Genomic DNA, 18,585 nt, shown 5'->3' on the forward strand with positions numbered 1-18,585 from the left:
CTTTATGAGAAAATTTAAAAAAGGAGAAAAAAGAATGAATTCTCAAACCTTTGATGAACTTAATCCTGCCCTAAAGACAGGGGACCTTGTCCTATTCAGCGGACAATATCAAATCAGTAAAATGGTTGAAACATTGGAGCACAGTATGTGGTCACACGTCGGAATGGTTTTCCGGCCAGATCCTAAAGGAGAGGTCTTCTTCTGGGAATCCACTGCCTTGACGAATTTAGAAGACGAGGTCATGCATGACCACCTGACTGGCCCGAAGATTGTGAAACTGCACGACCGACTGAAAACCTACGGGCAGGATGTCGTACCATACCATCCACCAGCATATGCCCTGAGAAGCCTGACTCTCGGTAGACCCCTTGATGAACAAAAATTGATCAGCTACATGAAAGAAGTCCATGGAATTCCAAACCCATCGGAGTGGAACATGATTGAAGAGGTAGTCGAAGGAAGAATCTTCTCCATTCCTTCAAAGAAGAAGGACTACACATGCAGTAAATTGATCGGCGAAACGTATCAGCAATTAGGAATTGCTTCTTTTACTATGCCGTTAAATGGACTGATGCCGTCGGATTTTTCTTCAAAAGGAAAGATGAAACTGCTGGACTGCACGTTGGGAGATGAGGTATTGATCAACGTTGAAGCAGCGGATGTAACGCTTTGAGCTGAATGAAATGGGAGAGGAGGATTGATATGCTCACTATGGCGATTGTGCCTTTGGTCCTTATTGGAGGCGTTGCAGTATGGGTGATTCAAAGACTTCATCGCATACATAGCCAGGGCACTTCAGGTCAAACAACCTCGAAAGCCGCACAGGATTTGTTGGTTAGTTTATTACCGGTAGGGATGATTTTTGGCAGTGCTTTCGGTGTGATCATTAGCATTCTTTTTTCTACATCTCTCCTTTTTACAGTTAGCGTAGGTGCGGGAATCGGCTTGTTAGTTGGATTTATTGCTTATGAAGTTTGTACCCTGAAGGAATCGACGTGATTTGTAGCAGATCTTGAAGGGATAATCAAACTCATGTGAAAAAAAGACTCTGTGGAGTCTTTTTTTATCTATTCGCAACTTCCTTTCTTCCCTCATAAACTCTAGAAAGGAGTGATTTGTCACATGCAATGGTTCATGAACGATCGACTGAGTAAGACCGTCAGTATTCCCAATACATTGTATCAATCCATGGAGGGAAGATATTTTGTCGGCCAAACAGAGCATTTGTGCTTCGGAAGAGGAAAAAATGCGTGGGGTGGTTTGCTGAATCCGGAACACTCGAATGTGCATTTATTCGTCAATGCCTTTACCATCACCAATCATTCAGATCAACCGTTTGAAGCGGAGATCTGGTTCAATCCTATTCCTCCCGGAAAGCCGAGGATCTCAAAGAATGTGACACCCGCCAATACGGCCCTTTCCCCGCTTCCAAAGCCCGAAGTCAAAATCGCCTATGCTGACGATATCCAAGGGACACCGCGGAAAGGGGTCAACGCCTTCAGGCGGATCGTCCCGCCTCAAAGTACGTTAGCCAGTGATGAGGATGGGAAATTCATCTTTCCACCTGGCGGATCCTTTCTGCTGAATCTAGTATCCCCAGCTGATGAAATCATTCAATCGGAAGTCGCGTTCGGTTGGTTTGAAAAAGCTGGGACGGACGATTGTCGATGAGTGTAAAGAGCAAAAGAGGGTTATCTGCCATCCCGTTCAATTCCGATGTGATAAAGTCATAAGCAAGAATTATAAGGTCCGTCCCTCGGACCTTATTTGATTTCGTTCTTGCTTAAAATTCCAGTATCTGCTAAAGTGTATCTATATTGTATTGCAACCTAGTTTGCGTATAGATATTTTTTTAGATAACTATATTGTTTTGCAACATAGTGAAACAGCCTACTGCGAAGGGGGGAACGATCGTGTCGTCCAGTCAATTATTAAAAGGGATTCTGGAAGGATGCCTGCTTTCCATCATTTCAAAAGGTGAAGTATATGGGTATGAAATGATGGAGAAGCTCGCGTCCAACGGATTCAGGATGGTCAAAGAAGGAAGCATTTACCCTTTGCTGCTTCGCATGAAAAAAGAGGGTCTTGTGACCACTAAGCAGAAAGAAATGCCTTCAGGGGGACCGAAACGGAAATATTATTACATCACTCCAAAAGGGGAAGAAGAGTTGGAGGATTTCAAACATAGGTGGAAAGAAGTCTCGATGAGCGTGAATCAACTATTGGGGGAGGAATAAGGATGCCATTATCTAAAAAGAGTGAAGACTTTCTCGGGAATCTGAGAATCTATCTGATCTCAAGCGGCAAAAATGAAAAAGAAGTCGACGAGATCGTTGGAGAATTAGAAGACCACTTAGTTCAGGCAGAAAAACGGGGCAAGAACGTAGAAGATGTGACGGGTTTAACTCCAAAACAATACATGGCACAAATTTCTGACGAGATGCCTATTGATTATAAAAGTATCTTTAAATATATCGTAATGGTATTGCTCGGTGCTCTTTCCTTTATACTGCTTGGTGATGCTTTAAAAGGTGACCTGGAATATTCACTATTTGTATTGATCGGTTATCCCCTGGTCATGATTGGATTTTTATTCTACACGGCAGCACTCTTAAAATACGTATCCAGTCACCAGATTTCAAAGAGAAGAGAGTGGACGTTCTATTATATTCTTGGTGGAGTCCCCACTCTGATTTTTATTGGATTGCTATTACTTAGCCAAGTCATAGAGGTTCCAACATTAGCATTTGGAGGAAGTTGGAGAATCTTTGCTCTGATTCTTGCCATCTCTGTCCTCATAGGGGTGTCCATTTGGTCGAAAACCTGGATAATGATCATTCTGGCGATCCTTCTTAACGTACCGGAAATACTTATTCAGCATAGTTCCTTTTCTGAAAAAACAAAACTCATACTGACTGGAATTGCTTTTCCTTTGTTTGTGGGTGGATACTTTGTTTTTCTTTTAATAAGGGAGAAGAAAAAGGAGAAGCATTCAAGGCCAGTGATGTAATGAATTTTGATAGGACGATGCTTGGTGGCATCGTCCTTTTGGTTGTTGGGAAAAAAGAAAATCCGACATGCCGGCACGATTATGGTTGAAACTCGCATGAAAATTACAGTTCCGGCACGAATAGTATGAAATACGCACGATTACCTGAAATCCCGCATGATTATTCAAAATCCCGGCATGATTCATTGGAGAAAAGCCTTTTCCATAAAGCCAAGAGACCTGTCCCCGCGGTTCCCCATGCCCCCAGAAGGAATTCCTCACACCAAACGAGTATATATATTAAAAGAAGAAAAAATCCCTCCACAGGATGTGACGATTCATGAAAAAAGGGTTATTCCCCATTCTCATCGCGATAATGGCAGCCATCTATATATTCATCATTCCTCAAGAGCCCGTTGCTGTAAAAATCATGTTTAAGCTAATCCCGATGATTCTCATCATTGTCTACGCATTCCGGCAACTACCGGCCAAACCGCCTCTGTCCATGCGTCTTATTCTCATTGGTCTGTGCTTTTGCATGCTGGGGGATGCGTTCATTGCCGTTTCATTTATTGCCGGGCTTGGAGCTTTTCTAGTCGGGCATGTTTTCTACGTAACAGGCTTTACGAAGCAACCCCGCATGAAGAAGTGGAGTATTAGTGCGGCAGTTCCGATCGCCCTGTACTCTTTCATCATAGGCTGGCAATTGATTTCATCTCTACTGGCGGGTGGGAACGATCCACTCGTCATCCCGGTCATTGCCTACATGCTCGTCATTTCCCTGATGGCTCTATCGGCGATCATGACAGGAAACAAGTGGGCCATTGCAGGCAGTCTTCTGTTTGTTTTATCAGACACCATCCTGTCATGGAATATGTTCGTATCAAACATTCCGATTTCGGATGTTCTGATCATGACAACCTACTACTCCGCACAGTTCCTGATTGCGGGCAGTCTTTCATCTTTTCAGCAAATAAAAGAAAGGATTGTCTAAACTGGAATTTTTTGTGATAATGATAGCGGCACTGCCTAACGAAAGCCTGCCTGAGGATTCTCGACAGGTTTTTGTTTTGGGTAAAATTGTAAAAATCAAACTTTATTCATTTGAGCTACGTCTAATATAAAGCAGGTGAACTTTCGAAAATGGAAAAGCGGACAAAATTCGAGAAAGACCAACTACTTGAAGAAGCCATGACGAACTATGGAAATGATGTCTATTATGTTGTCTTTTCCTATGTAAAGGAACATAGCCTCGCCGAGGATCTGACACAGGAGATCTTCATCAAGTTTTATCAAAAGATGGATACCTTCAGGGAGGATTCTTCCCTGAAGACATGGATCATCTCCGTCGCCATCAACCACTGTAAGGACCATTTAAGACGGTGGGACACAAGGATGATCAGTATCTCTAATAAGATCAACGATATGGTGAAGGGAAAAATGGGGGCACCGGAACAGACCGTGATCAAAAATGAGCAAAATTCTGAGCTGATCCAAAGCGTCTTGTCCCTGCCCGTTAAATATCGGGAGGTTATCTTCTTATATTATTTCGAAGAGATGAAGTTAACCGAGATCGGTGCGAGCCTTGACATCAACACGAATACGGTGAAGACCCGACTGGCAAGAGGCAAGTCCCTGCTCGGTTCCACGATTAAACGAAGCGAGGTGTATAAGAATGGATGAACTGAAATCTTTACATAGACTGATGAAAGAAGAAACCTTCAAGGGCCGGGGGTTTACCGATAAGATGAGAAAGAATATCTTACATGAAATCCATTCTAAACAAGCCAAATCGTTTTCTGGCCCTAAAAAACCGATTTTTGCCCCTATCATGTCTATGCTATTTTTCGCCGCTTGTCTATCCATCTTTGTCTACTTTGGTGGAACACAGCTGGGCATCTTCGGGAACAATGCGAGCGCACCGTTATATGAAGCAAGCGATCGCCCGGAGTTTCTGGGGAAAGAGTTTAAGTTCATTACCAAGGTTCCTTTCGAAGTGAAAAATGTCAGCACGAAAACGTCAGAAGGTCCATATGGAAACATACAAACCGTCACCCTCATCGGGCCAGAAAAACAGACGGTCACGATGTCCTTTCAACTCCTTGAACCCGGGACTGATTTGACCTTTTCACAGGAGCCGGTGAACGTTGGTACTTCTAAAGGAAGCTATACTGAAACAGGGGGACCATTAACGGTGAGTGTTCTGACATGGATAGAGGGGGAGTCCATGTATGAACTGAAATACATGCCGGCACGGTCCGGCATCACTCTAACGAAAGACGACATGATACAGATGGCGGAGTCCTTCCGTTAATGAAAAAAGGATGATGGTTTCCTGTGCCATCATCCTTTTCCAATTAGGATCCGTAGACCGTCTTCACTATGTTTCCGCTTTTATCATAGGTGACCTTTTTCCACTGGCTCCCACCATTTGCGCTTTTATATAAGACGATCGTATAACTGCCCGAAGTACTCCTTGAGACTTCCTTCCAGGTGACGCCACCTTGGCCACCGCCTTCAATGACTTTCGTTCCTACATCCATTTCAGCCATTGTCTACAACTCCTTTTGTTAGAGAATACCATTAATCTATGCCTATCATACTATAAAACTTCTGAATTCAGTTTCTTTTCATATAGGTTTGTAATAGAAAAATCACCGGTAAAGATCGGGATATCTTAAGCAAATCTGTTGAGATATTAATATTTTAATAAAAGGGCGGATCGAGGAAGGAGGAAACAATCATATTCGACAAGCTGGCATGATACTGGGAAATCTCGCACGAAAAGAAGGATTTCGGCATGAAAAATCTGAATCCGGCATGATTAATGTAAGCATTGTCTAAAATGTGTTTTTTTGAAATAATTGGTAGTGTTAAAGGTTCTGAGGAAATGGTTTTCCTAATTCTAATGGGAAGAAGCTGGGCTATATTCTTTGTGAAAAGGAAGTGGATGTTCTTGGCTAATAATGAATCTTCCAAACCTGCCAAATGGAGTGCGAAATATGGCAGTTTGGTTATTGCAATCAGTTGTTTATTAACTACGATTACAAGTTGGGGAGAGAATTGGATTCTCACAATTGTTTTAGGATTAGGCGTTTTGACTTGTGGAACGATCAGTATCTTTGACATAAAGAAAAATATAAATGATTAAGTACTCTCTGATTAAATCGGAAATTCGCTTCTCCCGCCAACTACGATTTAACATAAGTTAATAGAAAAGGAAGATGGAAAAATGGTCCAAAATAAAAAAGCGCTCATTGCCTCAGCCGTGATATTGATTATATGCATGTCTCTATATTTCCCGTATCCCAATCATCAAATGATTTTTAATCGCATGACGTTCATGTCTTTTCCCATCAGCGATCAAGATGGATACAATGTGCTCGCCATCATCGGCTCATTCTTATTTATCTTCGCCATCGTTTTACTTGTGAAGGGGATTTCAAAATATCATGTATGGACAGTGATCATCGTGTTATTTGCTTATTCATTGCTACCCTTGGGGCTGGTTACGTTGTACCAGGAAACATTAGCAAATGGAATTGCCGCCATTTCCTATGATGGAAAGGGAACGTGCGACTTCGAAGAGGAAAGTAACGATTTAGTGAATGGAGAATGCAACCTCCTGATCACCAATCATAGCGGAGACCCGGTGACCTTCGAGGTTGAATTCCTGGATACATTTTTTCCAGAAGAGGATCTTCGATTGACATCACTCATGAATGAGGGCGGTCCTTATAAAATCACGATCGAACCCAATCGTAAAAAATCGGTCAGACTGAAGGAACTACTAGACTTATCAGGTATTCCCAATCATATAACTGGGGGAGGCTCGATGGAGGTTCATTTTAAAATTATGGATGGGGATGAGGAACGGGTTATGTAGTAGGTGTAAGAAAGGTATCTTGTAAGGTGAGACTGAAGGTTATCCGAATTGAAAGAACAGGTGGAGGTACGTCACAATCCTTCCACCGTAGTTTTATACCCGGAGGAGAAGGTGTATGAAGTCATTTATAACTCCATTTGTAGAACAAATGGTTGAAAACTATAAAAAGAAAAACATCCCTCACCAATTTTCACTGAACCAAGTGGATGGGATATTAAAAGAGAAATACCTTGCAGTGGAAGAGAATGTGTCTGATGCAGATATAGATCAAGAATCTCGCATTCATGCAATTAAATATTATGTCATCACAGATGAGAATGTCTTACAAAGGGTATTTACAGCTATTGAAAAAATCGACTTTTTTGAATTGATGAATTCGTCCGATCAAGATGAGAAACAAACCACCGTAGAAAAAATGTGGACGGATATACAATATGGCCAAAGAATTAATGTTATCTTAGAAAGCATGGATCATACATACATTAGTGGTTTTACCCTTCAAGGTAAGAGTGAAAAACTCTTTCATGAGTTGAATGTTTTTGTAGGAATCGATCCCGGTGAATGTACAGTGGAAAATGAATGTTTCCTTCATTACTTAAGGAGTTTGGTGGTTGCCGGATATCTTTAAAACTTTATTGGAAGAAACAATTGAATTATGCCGTAAGTACACAGGGGTGATTATGACGAATGGAAGCAAGGAATGATGAATGGTCCCGGTTTACTTTTGGAAAACAAAAATAAAATGGGGACCACTATGAAATATGTCAGGGGCGAATCGACTTGGAAACACACCTCTTAGAATGGTTCAACACACTAGGCGTCTATGCCATCGTATTAAGTATTTTACTCAACATCATCATCAGTGTCCTCGGTGTCATGCCTAGCGTCGCGATTACCGCTGTCAACATCACGTTTTTCGGATTTGAAAAAGGTGTGACCGTTTCCATTGCGGGAGAAGCACTTGGTGCGATCGTCAGCTTTATTTTATATCGCAAGGGCATCAAGACTTTCTTTAAAAAGAAGGAAATACACAGCAAGTTACTGGCGCGTTTACAAAAGTCAAAGGGCGCAGAAGCCTTCTGTCTCATCCTCGCCCTTAGGATCTTTCCTTTCATTCCATCAGGGTTTGTGACCTTAGCGGCAGCCATCAGTAAAGCCGGGGTGCTCAATTATTCCGTTGCCAGCACAATAGGAAAAATACCGGCACTTGTCATTGAAGCGTATTCGATTCAGCAGGTGCTGGTATGGAATTGGAAAGGGAAATTCATTTTGAGTGTGTTTTTACTTTTCATCATTTGGCTTGTTTTGAGCAGAAAGAAATCTGCAAAGGAGTGAACATATTGAAACTCACAAAACGAAGGCTGATATGGCTCATTCCAAATGTATTTTGTTACCTTATGTTTATAGGGGTCGCTCTTTTTATCACATTCTACTTTGAAGGTCTGCAAGAAATCAACCGACTTGGCATCTGGTTGGTGGCGGTGATTCTGTTATTGGCGGTCTCCGTCCACGGCAGTTATACCATTTTGAAATGGATGAGAGAAGGAAGGCTGTAGAACCAGAACAACCTTCCTTTATGAAGAGAATGCCTCAGAATAGTGAACGACACCTTGTACATCATGAAGAGCGTTCTCCGTCAATTCCGTTGCCATGAATACATCATCGGGCACGTCGAATGGAGCCCGGATATTCCAAGAACTGGCCGGTTTAAAACCGAATTTAGGATAGTAGTGTTCGTGCCCCAAGACAATCACGGATTGATACCCCATCTCCTTCGCTCGAGTCAAGGCTTCAGTGATCAGTTGGCTCCCGATTCCTTTTTTCTGATGCTCCGGTGCAACCGAAACAGGGGCGAGGGCAAGTGAATCTACCTCTTGACCCTGATGGACAATGGTCACTTTGGATAGGAGGAGATGGCCGATCGGCTGGTTATTTTGATCGGTGGCGACGAGGGACAAATCAGGTATGTAGGCGTCTGACTTCCTTATACGGTGTATGAGAAGGTGCTCTGTTTGGTCGCTGAGTTTTTCTTGTGAAAAAGCGCTTTTTACCACTTCCTCTATTTGAAGATAATCTTCAGGCTGTTCTGGTCTTTTGTGAATGTGCATTTGAATTCTCCTTTATAAAATGGGGTTTCACTCATTTTAAAGAGTAGTAAAATGGAAGTCAATGCCAGATCATAGAGAACTATTGAAAAAAAGGAGTCCTTTAATATGTTTAAAGAAAGTATTCGACTCCCCCTTATCTATTTCGTTGTAAAGACACTCTATCAAGGGGTTAAAAACGGGGATATAAGATGGATTGAAAATATGGCAATCTGTTTAGTAATGTTCTTATTCATCCTGCTATGGGAATGGGCAAAGGTACCTTACAAGAGAAGGAAAACGGATTGACGAGGCCCATGTAGGATAAAGGGATTTGACTAACAAATGTTGATGAAAGTCCATGAAATAGTGTGGCGCATTCTTCAATCAATTTCATAGAAAAAAGTAGGGTGCTAATCCATTTTCCAAGGGATTTGTACCCTTTTTCGTTGTCCCATTGTACATCTTTTTTTGTAATCCCATGATATACGTTGTGTCCAACCTCCTCCAAAAAATATATACATATATAGATATTGTTAAATAGCGCAGTTTGTTATCAATCTTTGACTGTCAGTTTTAGATTGAAAGAATCAGATGTCGAATACAGGTTAATAAACCTTTCTATCGCTTATATTAGCATTCTTTTTTCAGTCCAGCATCTGTTTAAGAATTTCTTCCTGGAGGAGAGGGAATTGAACAAGAAGAACAATCAAAAGAAATTAAAGCTAGGAAGACAGAATTATTCACTGAAAGATTATTTCAAAGATTTATATGAACCGCCTGAAAGCTGCTCGTTCTTTCCATATAAATGTCCCCCAGGTCCTCAGGGTCCACAAGGACCTCAGGGGATAAACGGAGAACAGGGTCCTCAAGGGCCGGCTGGGGGAGAACAGGGCTCTCAAGGTCCTCAAGGCCCACAAGGTGAGCAAGGTCCACAAGGCGAACAGGGACCACAAGGTGAGCAAGGTCCACAAGGCGAACAGGGACCACAAGGTGAGCAAGGCCCTCAAGGTGAGCGAGGTCCACAAGGCGAACAGGGACCACAAGGAGAACAAGGCCCACAAGGAGAACAAGGCCCACAAGGAGAACAAGGTCCACAAGGAGAACAGGGTCCACAAGGTGAGCAAGGTCCACAAGGCGAACAGGGACCACAAGGTGAGCAAGGCCCTCAAGGTGAGCGAGGTCCACAAGGCGAACAGGGACCACAAGGAGAACAAGGCTCACAAGGAGAACAAGGCCCACAAGGAGAACAAGGTCCACAAGGCGAACAGGGACCACAAGGAGAACAAGGTCCACAAGGCGAACAGGGTCCACAAGGTGAGCAAGGTCCACAAGGCGAACAGGGACCACAAGGTGAACAAGGCCCACAAGGAGAACAAGGTCCACAAGGTGAGCAAGGCCCACAAGGTGAGCAAGGTCCACAAGGCGAACAGGGACCACAAGGTGAACAAGGCCCACAAGGTGAGCAAGGCCCACAAGGAGAACAAGGTCCACAAGGCGAACAGGGTCCACAAGGTGAGCAAGGTCCACAAGGCGAACAGGGTCCACAAGGTGAGCAAGGTCCACAAGGCGAACAGGGACCACAAGGTGAACAAGGCCCTCAAGGTGAGCAAGGTCCACAAGGCGAACAGGGACCACAAGGAGAACAAGGTCCACAAGGTGAGCAAGGCCCACAAGGTGAGCAAGGTCCACAAGGCGAACAGGGACCACAAGGTGAACAAGGCCCACAAGGTGAGCAAGGCCCACAAGGAGAACAAGGTCCACAAGGCGAACAGGGTCCACAAGGTGAGCAAGGTCCACAAGGCGAACAGGGTCCACAAGGTGAGCAAGGTCCACAAGGCGAACAGGGACCACAAGGTGAGCAAGGCCCTCAAGGTGAGCAAGGTCCACAAGGCGAACAGGGACCACAAGGCGAACAAGGTCCACAGGGCAATCAAGGCCCTCAAGGAAACCAAGGTCCTCAAGGAAACCAAGGTCCTCAAGGAAACCAAGGTCCACAAGGAAACCAAGGTCCTCAAGGAAACCAAGGTCCTCAAGGAGAACGTGGCCCACAAGGGAATCAGGGTCCACAGGGGAACCAAGGTCCTCAAGGAAACCAAGGTCCACAGGGGAACCAAGGTCCTCAAGGAAACCAAGGTCCACAAGGAGAACGTGGCCCACAAGGGAATCAGGGTCCACAGGGGAACCAAGGTCCTCAAGGAAACCAAGGTCCACAAGGAGAACGTGGCCCACAAGGGAATCAGGGTCCACAAGGGAATCAGGGTCCACAAGGAGAACGTGGTCCTCAAGGAAACCAGGGTCCACAGGGGAACCAAGGTCCTCAAGGAAACCAAGGTCCTCAAGGGAACCAAGGTCCACAAGGAGAACGTGGCCCACAAGGGAATCAGGGTCCACAGGGGAACCAAGGACCTCAAGGAAATCAAGGGCCTCAAGGAAACCAAGGTCCACAAGGAGAACGCGGCCCACAAGGGAATCAGGGTCCACAGGGGAACCAAGGACCTCAAGGAAATCAAGGGCCTCAAGGAAACCAAGGTCCACAAGGAGAACGTGGCCCACAAGGGAACCAAGGTCCTCAAGGAAACCAAGGTCCACAAGGAGAACGTGGTCCACAAGGGAATCAGGGTCCTCAAGGAAACCAGGGTCCACAAGGAGAACGTGGCCCACAAGGGAACCAAGGTCCTCAAGGAAACCAAGGTCCTCAAGGAAATCAAGGCCCACAAGGAGAACGTGGCCCACAAGGGAATCAGGGTCCTCAAGGAAACCAGGGTCCACAAGGAGAACGTGGCCCACAAGGGAATCAGGGTCCACAGGGGAACCAAGGACCTCAAGGAAATCAAGGGCCTCAAGGAAACCAAGGTCCACAAGGAGAACGCGGCCCACAAGGGAATCAGGGTCCACAGGGGAACCAAGGACCTCAAGGAAATCAAGGGCCTCAAGGAAACCAAGGTCCACAAGGAGAACGTGGCCCACAAGGGAACCAAGGACCTCAAGGAAATCAAGGGCCTCAAGGAAACCAAGGTCCACAAGGAGAACGTGGTCCACAAGGAAACCAGGGTCCTCAGGGTAACCAAGGACCTCAAGGTCCACAAGGGCCTGTAGGTACCGGTTCCGGCATCTATTTAGCTACTCCTGCAAATGTAAGTAACGGACATTATATTGGATTAGGTTCAAATTCTAATATGTATGCAAGAAATACCGTAGTGGTCCCACGTAATTCAACTATCACCGGCGTCGTTTTACACACTCGTGATAATGCCATTACAACAGTAACAGCAACAGTTGTGAGGAGTACTACCTGTGCGGTCACCCCGGTTGATACGACTGCAATCGTAACCGTTGTTAATCCTAATTGCTGCAATTTTGCTTCTGCAAATGTTCCGGTTAACCAATGTGATCTGTTATCGGTAAGAATTGATCATGCTATGGGTACTAACCTTAATAATGGAGTAGCTGTCACTATATTGTTATCCTAACAGTTTGAAGATAGTAGCCGCACTATGGGTATGGTGCGGCTTTTCTGTATGGGAGAAACAGTCACTTTTTCTTAATAAGTACAGTTCCAAATGAAAATCTATCTCATACAATACATATGAAATATGATTAGTTTCTTTGATGAGAGGAGGGGAAAGTATTGAAAGGCATCGTATTAGCAGGAGGTAGTGGTACCCGGTTATTTCCCCTGACCAAATCAATATCAAAGCATTTGTTGCCTATATATGATAAACCAATGATTTATTATCCCTTATCCACTCTGATGAGCGCCGGAATCAGAGAAGTGTTGATCATCTCCACTCCTCAGGATGTGTCAAGATACAGGGAGTTACTTGGTGACGGTTCCAATCTAGGAATTCAAATTGATTATGCGGTACAACCAAAGCCGGAAGGGATTGCACAGGCTTTTCTGATTGGAGAGAAGTTTATTAATAATGATCGTGTTGCTTTGATTCTGGGTGACAATCTCTTCTATGGGCACACTTTCGAGCAGAGAATGAGAAAGGCAGTGGAGCGCAACAAAGGTGCCACGGTATTCGGGTCTTACGTAAGCGATCCTGAGCGTTTCGGAGTAGTGAGCTTTTCAAAGGACGGAAAGGCAAATTCCATTGAAGAGAAGCCATTGTACCCTTCTTCACATTATGCAGTTGCTGGACTCTATTTTTATGATCAACGTGTGGTGGAGATAGCGAAGAACCTGAAACCATCGGATCGCGGTGAACTGGAAATCACGGATATTAATCAAGTCTACCTAGCTGGTGGGGAGTTATCCGTGGAATTGCTCGATTCCAAGGATGCCTGGATTGACGCAGGGACGACACAGTCTTTATTCAGGGCATCACAGTTTGTCAAGACAATTGAAGAAACACAGCAGATAAAATTGGGGTGCATTGAAGAGATTGCTTACCGGAAGAGGTATATCTCTGAAGCACAAATGAATACTCTTGCAGATACTCTTGTGAAAAGCGATTACGGTAAGTATTTAAAAGAGTTGGTCAAGAAAAGGCGATTCGAGGTGGAACATGAAGATACGTGAAACGGAAATAGAGGGGGTGTGGATTCTTGAGCCAAGAATTCATACAGATCATCGGGGATTTTTCATGGAAACCTTTCATAAACAATGGCTGAAAAGCCTGGGCCTCCCTCAAGAGTTCAAACAGGATAATCACTCCTTTTCCAAGGAGAAAGGTGTCTTAAGGGGGTTGCATTATCAATTGAATCCGAAGGCTCAGAGCAAGCTTGTGAGAGTGGTCACCGGTTCCATCTATGATGTGGTAGTAGATCTGCGCCGAGATTCAACCACATATGGCCACTGGCTTGGTTTCGTATTGGATTCAGAGAGTAATCGCCAGCTACTTGTGCCGAAAGGGATGGCTCATGGATTTTGTACACTTTCTCCAAACACAACGGTTTTGTACAAAGTCGATGAGTATTATGATCCTTCATTGGACAGAGGGATCAAATGGGATGACGAGAAACTGTCCATCGATTGGCCGGTAGCGTCTCCGGTATTATCCGATAAGGATTCTGCACTGCCTTCGTTGGAACAGGCGGAATTTGATTTTTCAATAAAGGAGTAACGTATATGACGATACTGGTGACAGGCGGGGCGGGATTCATTGGAAGCCACTTTATCCGCTACATGATCGAGAAGTACCCGAAGCAGCCCATAGTGAATGTGGATGTTTTGTCGTATGCCGGTAATTTGAAGAATGTGAAGGATATCCAAGGGAGTGAGCATTATTCCTTTGTGAAGGGGGATGTGACACATCATGAATTGATGGACAATGTGATAAGAAAGCATCATGTGGAGCTGATTGTCCATTTTGCCGCAGAATCCCACGTGGACCGGAGTATCCGGAGCTCTGCGGAATTCGTCCGGACGAATGTGATGGGGACCCAATGTTTGTTGGATATCGCCAAGGAACATGGGATTCGGTTTATCCAAATTTCCACGGACGAAGTGTATGGATCGTTGGGACGCTCTGGGGCATTCACAGAAGAGAGTCCTCTGAAGCCGAACAGTCCATATTCAGCCAGTAAGGCAGGTGCAGACTGTCTGGTCAGTGCCTATTACGAAACATTCGGTCTGAATGTGAATATCACCCGTTGTTCCAATAATTATGGTCCGTTTCAATTTCCGGAGAAACTTATTCCCCGTATGATCCTACAGGCCATTCAAGAGAAGGAGCTGCCGGTTTACGGAAATGGAGAGAATATCCGTGATTGGCTGCATGTCAGGGATCATTGTTCCGCCATCGATGCCGTTATTCAAAAAGGGAAGCCCGGTGAAGTTTATAATATCGGAGGACACAATGAGCGAACCAATCTCGAGATTGTGCATAGTATTGTGGATGCTCTCGGGAAGTCACGGGATCTGATCATGTTTACTGCCGACCGGCCGGGTCATGATTTTCGCTATAGCATTGATTCTGGAAAAATTCAAAGGGAGCTGGGGTGGAGTCCGTCCCATTCGTTTGAAATAGGTCTTCTGGAGACGATTACCTGGTATCAATCGAACGAAGAATGGTGGGGAAAGAGAACGGAATGAAAGGGGGAGACTCTCTGTGAAGAAGGTGCTTGTCACAGGAGCCAAAGGGCAGTTAGGGACGGATCTTTGTCGGCTTTTGCAAAGCCACGGGTATAAAGTGCTGGGGAAAAATAAAGCTGAGATGGATGTGACAATTCCAGACAACGTTGAAGAAGTCATCTTGAACGCACATCCGGATGTCATCATTCACTGTGCTGCATACACCAAGGTGGATGCAGCGGAAAAGAATGCCGACCGGGCCTTTCTGGTCAATGCTTGGGGCACCCGCTATGTAGCAACGGCTGCAGAACGTTTGGGAGTACCGTTTGTGTACATTAGCACCGATTATGTATTTGATGGGGAATCAGGTGTACCCTATCATGAATTTTCCCATCCATCACCAATCAATGTCTACGGGGAATCAAAGTTAGCTGGTGAAAGGATCGTGAAGGAAGTGAATTCACGGTATTTTATCGTGCGAACATCCTGGTTGTTCGGTCAAAAAGGTCCGAATTTTGTCGAGACGATGCTGAAGCTTGCAAGAGTGAGATCACCCCTTTCCGTTGTGGATGATCAAAGGGGGAGCCCGACGTATACCGTAGACCTTTCATCTTCCATTGTCGGGCTCATCGGCACCTCCAAATATGGAACGTACCATATAAGCAACTCAGGCTACTGCAGCTGGTATGAATTTGCGGAAGAACTGTTCATTCAGCGCGGTATGGAAGTCGACCTCAAACCGTGTACGTCAGAACAATTCAGTAGGCCTGCTAAGAGGCCCGCCTTCTCAGTGCTGGATCACATGGGGCTCAGGATCAATCATTTTGGGGCCATGCCTCATTGGAAAGACGGTTTGAGGAGATATTTAGCTCAGAATCCATCATGACCTCATTTGGTTCAATGTATCAGCGATCCGTTTGAGATCGTCCTTGAAAGCGGGACGATGTTGCACCCTTTCCCGATAGCGGAGAAGGGCTTTTTGAAAATCTTCATCTGCTTTTAAAAAGCCACCTTCCCTTGACGCAATGATCAGGTCCAGCCACTGGCTGAACGTCTTTTCACCAAGAGTCTGATTGTTTTGGGACGGATGGATCCTGAAGTAGCTCAAGGCATCCGTCAAGTAAGCTACCTTCCCTTTGGAAAGAAGCCCAAGCCAGGAAGCGAGATCGTTCAGCAGGGAATATTGTTTCCCCTTATAAACGCCAAAAGGCTCATCAAGATCGCTTTTTCTGAATAGAACCGTCGTAGGCTCTCCGACAATATTCAAGCATTGTGTCAGAGCCATGTCCCCAAATATCCTGCCATCCATGATCCTTGATTCTTTGAATAAGCGTTTCGTAGCGGTTAAGGGGGCGATGGGATCCCCTGCTTCATTAATGGTTTGCCTGAAAGAGGTCACAAGGGAAATCCCTTCAAATGATTCAAAGAAATAGATCATTTTCTTTATTTTGTCACGGTGTAATACATCATCGTCCATCAGATAATTGATGTATTCCCCCTTAGCCAGATCAAAGCATTTATGCCAGTTTTTTAAGAACAGATTCTGCTCGTTCTTTACATAGGTGATGAAGGGGTGCTTCTTTAAATAGGGCTGAACCATTTCCTTTACATCATCGTTCGAACTGTCATCACAAATGATCACCTCGATCGCCGGATACGATTGGGAGAGGACACTCTCTAAAGCAATTTTCAATGTGCCAGGCCGATTGTATGCGGGAATGACGACGCTCACCAACGGTCGATCCATCTTATCACCTCATTCTTCGTTATGGCCAGTTTTTCTTAAATATGGCGGGGACCCCGCCATACAGCGTATGGGGAGGGACGTTTCCTTTCACAAATGAACCGCCTCCGATCATCGACCAGGCTCCTATGGATACCTTTTCCCGGATCGAACTCCCGATCCCGATTGTTGCTCCTTCTCCCACCGTTACATTTCCTGCTATGCTTGCACCTGGGGAAACCGTTGCATAATCGTGAATGATATCATCATGACTCAGGATGACACCCCTATTCAGAATCACGAAGTTACCGACCTGAACGTTCGTCGTCAGGATCGTTCCTTCACAGATGATCGTTCCTTTACCGATTGTATTCCGATTGGACAAATATATGGAAGGGTGAATCAAAGAATCCGCTGGCTGAAAGCCGAGGAGTGTCGTTTTTTCAACGAAATGTTTCTTTAAAAAAGGATCACCTACTCCGGCGCATACTATCCTCACCTGATCCTTGAGATGCAGAATATCTTGGAGATCACCGAGAACAGGGAGGCCGTCCACGACTTTTCCCTTATACTCTGGTCGCTCATCAAGAAATCCGATGACAAGTACTCCTATTTGCTCGCATAGATGAAGAACCTCCCGTGCATGACCGCCGCATCCCCATATGACAAGCGGTCCTATGAGCAAGCCATCCTTGTTACAATTCGTTCCACCAACGGCTCCGTCATTTCCTCCCACAAGGGAAGGCTGACAATTCTTCTTGAAATATGGTCCGTGTAGCGCATGGTCGTTCGCTTATGGTTTGAAAACAGGGGATGCTGATGGCAGGGAGGTGAGAAATAGGTGCGGGCTTCGATTTGATCTTGATTCAGGACCTCGATGATTTCATGGTTTTTCTTTTCAGGTGGGCATAAGACGGGCATGAATTGATAGGGAATCCGGCCCTTTGCCGCTTGAAGTTCCCACCCCTGTGATAAAAGCCGCTTATCCTTCAAGGCTTCAACATACCATTGGTAGATTTTTTGCCGTTCACCTATCTTACGCGGATAGGCCTGTAACGTGGCAAGCCCGATAGCCGCAGGATATTCAGACATTTTGCCGTTCAGTCCTTTTAAAGCAGTTTCTCTTCCTGCGGTGAATCCGAAATTTTCCGTTTGTCTGATGTCTGAAATGGATCCTTCATCCCTTGAATAGATGAGACCGCCTTCTCCCACACCAAATGATTTTGTTGCATGGAAGCTAAATACCACAGTTCCAGGAAACCCTTTTCCGAAATGTCCGTATTGTCCATTCACACCGAAGCTCGCTGCCGCATCTACAATGACCGGTATCTCTGAATCATGTAAAGAGGCATAATACGTAAGATCCAGATTAGTTCCGAATGTGGCATACGGCATCACGGCCGCCACTTGATCTCCCAAGGTGGAAAGTAATTCATCGACCATTTCTGTATCCATGCACCAATCGTCCTTATTTACATCGACAAAGTACGGTTCCAGTCCACACCATAACGCCGATAAAGGGGTGGCTGAAAAGGTGAAGCTTGGCATCAGTACATACTTTCCATGAGGACGTCTGCATCTTGAAAGGGCCAATATCAATCCGATGGTCGCGTTGCTAACAGTGGTGACTGCTCCAACTCCTTCAAAGTAATCGTCCAGGATCATTTTTTCAAGACGTGCATTGAGCGGTCCGAAATTGCTATATTGTCTGGAAGCGTCAATCTCCCTCAAATATGGAGAAAGATCTTCCTGAGTCACTAAATGAGGTCGTAAAAAGGGAATATTCATCATAGGATAGGAACGTTCAACTCCTTTCCCTATTCAATATATTTTGAGTGGCCAGAGAATAGACTTTGTATGAAGAGTTTACGAATGATGAAG

The 18,585-nt window shown here is 44.9% G+C and carries 24 protein-coding genes; 19 read left to right on the forward strand and 5 right to left on the reverse strand.

Annotation, left to right across the window (positions count from 1 at the left end):
- Positions 1 to 34 precede the first annotated feature (34 nt).
- From LCL96_RS15840 to LCL96_RS15875, 8 genes are all read left to right on the forward strand, one after another.
- Positions 35 to 673, forward strand: a complete 639-nt coding sequence (locus LCL96_RS15840) for a hypothetical protein (protein WP_224942595.1) — start codon at positions 35 to 37, stop codon at positions 671 to 673.
- Between the two features lie 29 nt (positions 674 to 702).
- On the forward strand, positions 703 to 999 hold the full coding sequence (locus tag LCL96_RS15845; RefSeq protein WP_224942596.1) for a hypothetical protein: 297 nt from the start codon (positions 703 to 705) through the stop codon (positions 997 to 999).
- 123 nt (positions 1,000 to 1,122) lie between these two features.
- Positions 1,123 to 1,671, forward strand: a complete 549-nt coding sequence (locus LCL96_RS15850; protein ID WP_224942597.1) for a DUF6143 family protein — start codon at positions 1,123 to 1,125, stop codon at positions 1,669 to 1,671.
- 242 nt (positions 1,672 to 1,913) lie between these two features.
- Positions 1,914 to 2,237 carry a PadR family transcriptional regulator gene (locus LCL96_RS15855; RefSeq protein ID WP_224942598.1) on the forward strand — a complete coding sequence of 108 codons (324 nt, stop codon included), beginning with the start codon at positions 1,914 to 1,916 and terminating at the stop codon, positions 2,235 to 2,237.
- Between the two features lie 2 nt (positions 2,238 to 2,239).
- A complete protein-coding gene (locus LCL96_RS15860) occupies positions 2,240 to 3,010 on the forward strand; it encodes an HAAS domain-containing protein (RefSeq protein ID WP_224942599.1) in 771 nt (256 codons plus the stop codon).
- Positions 3,011 to 3,329: 319 nt separating this feature from the next.
- On the forward strand, positions 3,330 to 3,983 hold the full coding sequence (locus LCL96_RS15865; RefSeq protein ID WP_224942600.1) for a lysoplasmalogenase: 654 nt from the start codon (positions 3,330 to 3,332) through the stop codon (positions 3,981 to 3,983).
- A gap of 149 nt (positions 3,984 to 4,132) precedes the next feature.
- Entirely contained in the window at positions 4,133 to 4,672 is a 540-nt protein-coding gene (locus LCL96_RS15870; RefSeq protein ID WP_224942601.1) for a sigma-70 family RNA polymerase sigma factor, read from the forward strand.
- On the forward strand, positions 4,665 to 5,303 hold the full coding sequence (locus tag LCL96_RS15875) for a hypothetical protein (RefSeq protein ID WP_224942602.1): 639 nt from the start codon (positions 4,665 to 4,667) through the stop codon (positions 5,301 to 5,303). The genes LCL96_RS15870 and LCL96_RS15875 overlap by 8 nt, the downstream gene beginning before the upstream one ends.
- A 43-nt stretch (positions 5,304 to 5,346) precedes the next feature.
- Here LCL96_RS15875 and LCL96_RS15880 read toward each other — a convergent pair whose 3' ends face one another.
- The gene (locus LCL96_RS15880) at positions 5,347 to 5,541 is read right to left on the reverse strand and encodes a hypothetical protein (RefSeq protein WP_224942603.1); all 195 of its coding nucleotides are present in this window, start codon (positions 5,539 to 5,541) and stop codon (positions 5,347 to 5,349) included.
- Between the two features lie 398 nt (positions 5,542 to 5,939).
- On the opposite strand from LCL96_RS15880, the gene LCL96_RS15885 reads away from it, so the two are divergent.
- The 5 genes from LCL96_RS15885 to LCL96_RS15905 all read left to right on the forward strand — a co-directional run bounded on the left by LCL96_RS15885 (position 5,940) and on the right by LCL96_RS15905 (position 8,431).
- The gene (locus tag LCL96_RS15885) at positions 5,940 to 6,140 is read left to right on the forward strand and encodes a hypothetical protein (protein ID WP_224943492.1); all 201 of its coding nucleotides are present in this window, start codon (positions 5,940 to 5,942) and stop codon (positions 6,138 to 6,140) included.
- An 81-nt stretch (positions 6,141 to 6,221) separates the two neighbouring features.
- Positions 6,222 to 6,875, forward strand: coding sequence for a hypothetical protein (locus tag LCL96_RS15890; RefSeq protein ID WP_224942604.1), 654 nt, complete (start codon positions 6,222 to 6,224; stop codon positions 6,873 to 6,875).
- A 115-nt stretch (positions 6,876 to 6,990) separates the two neighbouring features.
- A complete protein-coding gene (locus tag LCL96_RS15895; RefSeq protein WP_224942605.1) occupies positions 6,991 to 7,503 on the forward strand; it encodes a hypothetical protein in 513 nt (170 codons plus the stop codon).
- A 152-nt stretch (positions 7,504 to 7,655) separates the two neighbouring features.
- A complete protein-coding gene (locus tag LCL96_RS15900) occupies positions 7,656 to 8,210 on the forward strand; it encodes a TVP38/TMEM64 family protein (protein ID WP_224942606.1) in 555 nt (184 codons plus the stop codon).
- A gap of 5 nt (positions 8,211 to 8,215) precedes the next feature.
- Entirely contained in the window at positions 8,216 to 8,431 is a 216-nt protein-coding gene (locus LCL96_RS15905) for a hypothetical protein (RefSeq protein ID WP_224942607.1), read from the forward strand.
- 18 nt (positions 8,432 to 8,449) lie between these two features.
- Here LCL96_RS15905 and LCL96_RS15910 read toward each other — a convergent pair whose 3' ends face one another.
- Positions 8,450 to 8,983, reverse strand: coding sequence for a GNAT family N-acetyltransferase (locus LCL96_RS15910; RefSeq protein ID WP_224942608.1), 534 nt, complete (start codon positions 8,981 to 8,983; stop codon positions 8,450 to 8,452).
- A gap of 105 nt (positions 8,984 to 9,088) precedes the next feature.
- On the opposite strand from LCL96_RS15910, the gene LCL96_RS15915 reads away from it, so the two are divergent.
- The 6 genes from LCL96_RS15915 to rfbD all read left to right on the forward strand — a co-directional run bounded on the left by LCL96_RS15915 (position 9,089) and on the right by rfbD (position 15,867).
- Positions 9,089 to 9,268 (forward strand): hypothetical protein, encoded by a 180-nt coding sequence (locus LCL96_RS15915; RefSeq protein WP_224942609.1) that lies wholly within the window; start codon positions 9,089 to 9,091, stop codon positions 9,266 to 9,268.
- 648 nt (positions 9,269 to 9,916) lie between these two features.
- On the forward strand, positions 9,917 to 12,058 hold the full coding sequence (locus LCL96_RS15920; protein ID WP_224942610.1) for a hypothetical protein: 2,142 nt from the start codon (positions 9,917 to 9,919) through the stop codon (positions 12,056 to 12,058).
- A gap of 532 nt (positions 12,059 to 12,590) precedes the next feature.
- Entirely contained in the window at positions 12,591 to 13,487 is an 897-nt protein-coding gene (gene rfbA, locus LCL96_RS15925) for a glucose-1-phosphate thymidylyltransferase RfbA (protein ID WP_224942611.1), read from the forward strand.
- Entirely contained in the window at positions 13,474 to 14,031 is a 558-nt protein-coding gene (gene rfbC, locus LCL96_RS15930) for a dTDP-4-dehydrorhamnose 3,5-epimerase (protein ID WP_224942613.1), read from the forward strand. Before rfbA ends, rfbC begins: the two co-directional genes overlap by 14 nt.
- 5 nt (positions 14,032 to 14,036) lie before the next feature.
- Positions 14,037 to 15,002, forward strand: a complete 966-nt coding sequence (gene rfbB, locus LCL96_RS15935; protein WP_224942614.1) for a dTDP-glucose 4,6-dehydratase — start codon at positions 14,037 to 14,039, stop codon at positions 15,000 to 15,002.
- Positions 15,003 to 15,018: 16 nt separating this feature from the next.
- Positions 15,019 to 15,867: a dTDP-4-dehydrorhamnose reductase gene (gene rfbD, locus LCL96_RS15940; protein WP_224942615.1), complete on the forward strand. Its 849-nt coding sequence runs from the start codon at positions 15,019 to 15,021 to the stop codon at positions 15,865 to 15,867.
- On the opposite strand, the gene LCL96_RS15945 is transcribed toward rfbD, so the two are convergent.
- The 3 genes from LCL96_RS15945 to LCL96_RS15955 are packed head-to-tail and all read right to left on the reverse strand — an operon-like array spanning position 15,862 to position 18,495.
- Positions 15,862 to 16,728 carry a glycosyltransferase family 2 protein gene (locus LCL96_RS15945; protein WP_224942616.1) on the reverse strand — a complete coding sequence of 289 codons (867 nt, stop codon included), beginning with the start codon at positions 16,726 to 16,728 and terminating at the stop codon, positions 15,862 to 15,864. The genes rfbD and LCL96_RS15945 overlap by 6 nt on opposite strands.
- A 19-nt stretch (positions 16,729 to 16,747) precedes the next feature.
- A complete protein-coding gene (locus tag LCL96_RS15950) occupies positions 16,748 to 17,389 on the reverse strand; it encodes an acetyltransferase (protein ID WP_263628197.1) in 642 nt (213 codons plus the stop codon).
- Positions 17,380 to 18,495 (reverse strand): aminotransferase class I/II-fold pyridoxal phosphate-dependent enzyme, encoded by a 1,116-nt coding sequence (locus LCL96_RS15955; RefSeq protein ID WP_224942617.1) that lies wholly within the window; start codon positions 18,493 to 18,495, stop codon positions 17,380 to 17,382. The genes LCL96_RS15950 and LCL96_RS15955 overlap by 10 nt, the downstream gene beginning before the upstream one ends.
- Positions 18,496 to 18,585: the final 90 nt, after the last annotated feature.

The sequence above is a fragment of the Rossellomorea aquimaris genome (assembly GCF_020172085.1).
In the GTDB taxonomy this organism is placed as follows: Bacteria; Bacillota; Bacilli; order Bacillales; family Bacillaceae_B; genus Rossellomorea; species Rossellomorea aquimaris_E.

Coding starts and splice junctions, on each gene's coding strand:
- LCL96_RS15840 (WP_224942595.1), top strand. CDS start 35: ATGAATTCTCAAACCTTTGATGAACTTAATCCTGCCCTAAAGACAGGG.
- rfbB (WP_224942614.1), top strand. CDS start 14,037: ATGACGATACTGGTGACAGGCGGGGCGGGATTCATTGGAAGCCACTTT.
- rfbC (WP_224942613.1), top strand. CDS start 13,474: ATGAAGATACGTGAAACGGAAATAGAGGGGGTGTGGATTCTTGAGCCA.
- LCL96_RS15870 (WP_224942601.1), top strand. CDS start 4,133: ATGGAAAAGCGGACAAAATTCGAGAAAGACCAACTACTTGAAGAAGCC.
- LCL96_RS15945 (WP_224942616.1), bottom strand. CDS start 16,728: ATGGATCGACCGTTGGTGAGCGTCGTCATTCCCGCATACAATCGGCCT.
- LCL96_RS15910 (WP_224942608.1), bottom strand. CDS start 8,983: ATGCACATTCACAAAAGACCAGAACAGCCTGAAGATTATCTTCAAATA.
- LCL96_RS15885 (WP_224943492.1), top strand. CDS start 5,940: ATGTTCTTGGCTAATAATGAATCTTCCAAACCTGCCAAATGGAGTGCG.
- LCL96_RS15955 (WP_224942617.1), bottom strand. CDS start 18,495: ATGATGAATATTCCCTTTTTACGACCTCATTTAGTGACTCAGGAAGAT.
- LCL96_RS15895 (WP_224942605.1), top strand. CDS start 6,991: ATGAAGTCATTTATAACTCCATTTGTAGAACAAATGGTTGAAAACTAT.
- LCL96_RS15865 (WP_224942600.1), top strand. CDS start 3,330: ATGAAAAAAGGGTTATTCCCCATTCTCATCGCGATAATGGCAGCCATC.
- LCL96_RS15875 (WP_224942602.1), top strand. CDS start 4,665: ATGGATGAACTGAAATCTTTACATAGACTGATGAAAGAAGAAACCTTC.
- LCL96_RS15850 (WP_224942597.1), top strand. CDS start 1,123: ATGCAATGGTTCATGAACGATCGACTGAGTAAGACCGTCAGTATTCCC.
- LCL96_RS15915 (WP_224942609.1), top strand. CDS start 9,089: ATGTTTAAAGAAAGTATTCGACTCCCCCTTATCTATTTCGTTGTAAAG.
- LCL96_RS15880 (WP_224942603.1), bottom strand. CDS start 5,541: ATGGCTGAAATGGATGTAGGAACGAAAGTCATTGAAGGCGGTGGCCAA.
- LCL96_RS15845 (WP_224942596.1), top strand. CDS start 703: ATGCTCACTATGGCGATTGTGCCTTTGGTCCTTATTGGAGGCGTTGCA.
- LCL96_RS15890 (WP_224942604.1), top strand. CDS start 6,222: ATGGTCCAAAATAAAAAAGCGCTCATTGCCTCAGCCGTGATATTGATT.
- LCL96_RS15860 (WP_224942599.1), top strand. CDS start 2,240: ATGCCATTATCTAAAAAGAGTGAAGACTTTCTCGGGAATCTGAGAATC.